We start from the raw sequence: 3,059 nt of genomic DNA on the forward strand, positions 1-3,059 counted from the left end.
TTTAGATCAGGAGAGGTCGCGTAGCCTGGCTTAGCGCGCACGCTTGGAAAGCGTGTAACTCGAAAGGGTTCGAGGGTTCAAATCCCTCCCTCTCCGCCAGTTCATTTTCCAATCTGCCCAACATCCCCTCTGTAACAACAAATTAAGACTGTATTAATATCCTTTTAAAAGTCAGCGGGATACTAGCGGGATATTTAAAAGGGGGAAATCATGCCTCAAAGTCAAGGTAAATTCCATAGCAAATGGCAGAGAAAATTCCATAGCTGAAACAGAAAAAATATTCACGATTTTTTCCTTATATTCCTAGCTCTAAAACTAGGCCCATTTATTTTAACAATAGTTGAATAATGAACAATTCTATCCAGAATGGCTGAAGCTAAAGTATTATCTGTAAAAATATCTCCCCAGTGTTCAAAGGATTTATTTGTAGTAATGATTAATGAGCCCCTTTCATATCTTCTGGAAATGATCTCAAAGAAATCATCTGCGCTATAACCAGGTAATTTTTTAAATCCCAATTCATCCAAGATCAGTAGATCCGGAGCTAAGTAAAAATTTATTTTTTTGTAATAACTATTATCAGCTTTTGCTGCATTTAAATTCCCGAGCATTTCAGATACAGAAGTAAATATAATTTTGTAATCTTTCATCAAAGCCTTAATTCCTATAGCTATAGATAAATGTGTTTTGCCTGTGCCTGGATTTCCTATGAAAACTATATTCCTTTTTTCTCTGATAAAGCTGCATGTCAAACAATCATTAATTACTTTCTTGTCTATTGACGGCTGAAAAGAAAAATCAAAATCTTCCACTGTCTTGTATGTAGGCAGTTTTGCCCTTGCATATCTTTTTTTGTAACTATTATCCCTGCGGTTATTATATTCATCTTCCATAAGCAGCTCTAAAAACTCAACATAGCCCAGAGATTTCTTCTGCGCATAAGATAATCTCTCTTCTACTGAATTATATATTCCTGATAGCTTAAATTCTTTTAATCTAGTTTTTAATGTATTCATAATTATTCCTTTCGCTAACTGTAAATTCTACTGGCAAAACATAGCTCCCATTTGCGCAGATATTTTTAATAATTTGATATTGATGAACTCCAAAAGCCAACCCTCTTTTACAGGACAGATTAACAATTTCTTTCGGATAACGTTTTACTAAAGATAATATCCCGTAGACAGGTCTGGTCCAATCTTTCGGTCTTTTTTGAACAATCAAGAAAAATAATTGTTCTGCATAGCTTCCTATTTCTAACATCTTTATCTGATACTTCTCCTGATGTTCTGTTTCTGAATGTCTCTTATACTTTGGATAATGACTTTCATTTGTAGAAAAGTTTCCTCTTTCTTTCTGCCTTGGATGCACCGCGATCTGCTTTGCCTCACAACACACCTTTAGCAATTCTTTAGTTAATTCTATCTCTACTTCTTTCCCTACATATTCAAAAGGAACAGAATAATAGTTGTAGTCCACATAAATATGACAGTCATGATACACTTTCCTTGTTCCTACTTTTGCTAATTTAAATCCCTCCAGAGGAAGCGGAATAAGTTTCTCTTTCTCTTCTGCTCTAAACACTTCTTGAGGAACCTTTCTTGTTGTTCCATGTATCCTGTTATTGCAGGTGTTCTTTTGCCAATTCCGAAGTTGTCTGTCTGTATCATCTCCACTTTTAAATGTCCTGCCTGCAAAGAAATTATTCTTTACATATTTTATTCCTGATTCTACTTTTCCTTTATCATTTGGATGATATATCCTGCATGGTATGGGCTTAAATCCATAATGCTCGGCAAACTCTTTATACAATCTCTGATACACAGGTTCATAAAAATTAGCTTCCAGAATTGCCGCTTTTAAATTGTCTATTCTTACACCATCCGGCACTCCTCCAAAATCATTAAACGCATTTATATGACATTGAATGAATGTCTCCACTCTCTGATCATAAACCTTCTCATAATAGTCTAATCTTGAATAACTCAATTTCATGTTAAATACCCATGTCTTTCGTCTCTTGCCTTTATTATCAGGAGTTAATCCTACATAACCAAAATCCACCTGGGCTTCTTCTCCGGGCAAAGTCTGTATCCTGACAAAGATATTCTCTCTCTTTTTGATATTTGCCAAATAATTCCTCACTGTTGAATATCCTGTCTTCGCTCCCATTCTTTTAAGTTCTTCATGTATCCTTACCCCGCTCAAGCCTGCTTCCATCAGCTCTATTATCTTCTCCTTGTAAGCGTCAAGTATCCTGGGATGCGGCTTCTTCTGGGGATATTCCTTCCCTGATTTTATGTTTTCTACAAATTTTGATACTGTTTTCCAGTCATGTCCTGTTGCCCTTGCTATCTCGGTCTTGTTCATTCCTTTTTCCACAAGTGTTTTCATCGTCGTATACATTGCCATCCCTATCATTTTTACACCTCCTAATGCCTGCTACTCTTGCACTAAGAGGCGCTTTTTTCAAATCCTAAAATTCATTGCTTTTCCACATTATCCACATCTTCCACAAAGAAAGAAAAAAGAAGCAAAAAAGAAAGAAATTACTACTACTATTATTCTCTCATTTTCCCCTATTTTTGCTATGGAATTTTCTCTGCCATTTGCTATGGAATTTATTTTAACATTGAGGAGAACCCCCAAATCTAAAATAATCAAAAAAGCTCCCCAGTGGGGAGCCAATTCAAATTAGAGAAAAACTTCTCCAATTAAGTAAAGAATGCTCCTTCTAACGGTTTGTAATTGTAAACGGTTTTCGTTTATAAATAATATAAACCGAATTTCTTTACAAAAGAAGAGTTTAAAAACTTGAAATCACAATTTGTGATATCAAGTTGAGGTGGTAGGGGTAGGTGGGAGATTCGTGCATTAATGTTAAGCTCAACATTAATGCACGAATCCCCCTGTGACCCCTATTTAGAGTTTTCTTACTATATTTCCAAAAAACGAGATATTTGGGCTTGACAGGAGATATTTACTGTTTTATTATATGGGGCAGTTGTCCCATGCAATAGGGCACAGGAGAAAATATGTTAATACCTATTAAAAGAAAA

Annotated in this window: 3 protein-coding genes and 1 tRNA gene; 1 reads left to right on the forward strand and 3 read right to left on the reverse strand. The window is 35.4% G+C overall.

Features of this window, described 5'->3' with window-relative positions; translation table 11 throughout:
- Positions 1-9 precede the first annotated feature (9 nt).
- A tRNA-Ser gene (locus tag KKC91_03025) sits at positions 10-99 on the forward strand.
- 182 nt (positions 100-281) lie between these two features.
- On the opposite strand, the gene istB is transcribed toward KKC91_03025, so the two are convergent.
- The 3 genes from istB to KKC91_03040 all read right to left on the reverse strand — a co-directional run bounded on the left by istB (position 282) and on the right by KKC91_03040 (position 2,664).
- Complete coding sequence (gene istB, locus KKC91_03030) at positions 282-1,016, reverse strand: IS21-like element helper ATPase IstB (GenBank protein ID MBU0477525.1); 735 nt, start codon at positions 1,014-1,016, stop codon at positions 282-284.
- Complete coding sequence (istA, locus tag KKC91_03035; protein ID MBU0477526.1) at positions 997-2,421, reverse strand: IS21 family transposase; 1,425 nt, start codon at positions 2,419-2,421, stop codon at positions 997-999. The genes istB and istA overlap by 20 nt, the downstream gene beginning before the upstream one ends.
- Before the next feature lie 78 nt (positions 2,422-2,499).
- Positions 2,500-2,664, reverse strand: coding sequence for a hypothetical protein (locus tag KKC91_03040; GenBank protein MBU0477527.1), 165 nt, complete (start codon positions 2,662-2,664; stop codon positions 2,500-2,502).
- Positions 2,665-3,059 lie beyond the last annotated feature (395 nt).

The organism is bacterium, assembly GCA_018812485.1.
Lineage (GTDB): Bacteria > JAHJDO01 > JAHJDO01 > JAHJDO01 > JAHJDO01 > JAHJDO01.

Coding starts and splice junctions, on each gene's coding strand:
- istB (MBU0477525.1), bottom strand. CDS start 1,016: ATGAATACATTAAAAACTAGATTAAAAGAATTTAAGCTATCAGGAATA.
- istA (MBU0477526.1), bottom strand. CDS start 2,421: ATGATAGGGATGGCAATGTATACGACGATGAAAACACTTGTGGAAAAA.